At 39.2% G+C, this 232-nt stretch carries 1 protein-coding gene; it reads right to left on the bottom strand.

The window, feature by feature from the left end; all coding sequences use genetic code 11:
- A partial coding sequence (locus RYX56_RS25535; protein WP_317124542.1) for a polysaccharide deacetylase family protein occupies positions 1-232 on the bottom strand: 232 nt, incomplete at both ends.

The raw sequence follows: 232 nt of genomic DNA, 5'->3' as shown, positions 1-232 counted from the left end.
CGGCTTCTTTAACAGCTTTTCGATATTCCGGTGTCATTTTCGGTACGCTCCCATATGGCGTTCTCATGAAGTAAGAATCGATGCCGGAAATTTCCTTTAACGTATTACGATTTTGATTCAATTCACCTAACACGGAGTTCACAGACGCATAAAATTTTTTTTGATCATGTGTAACACTGTGAAGCCCGACTGTTTCTCCAGATTTTACCATTAATTTAACGGCTTCTGGATA

The sequence above is a fragment of the Alkalihalophilus lindianensis genome (assembly GCF_032843265.1).
GTDB lineage: Bacteria > Bacillota > Bacilli > Bacillales > Bacillaceae_D > Alkalihalophilus > Alkalihalophilus lindianensis.
This window is presented reverse-complemented; position numbering and strand designations above follow the sequence as displayed.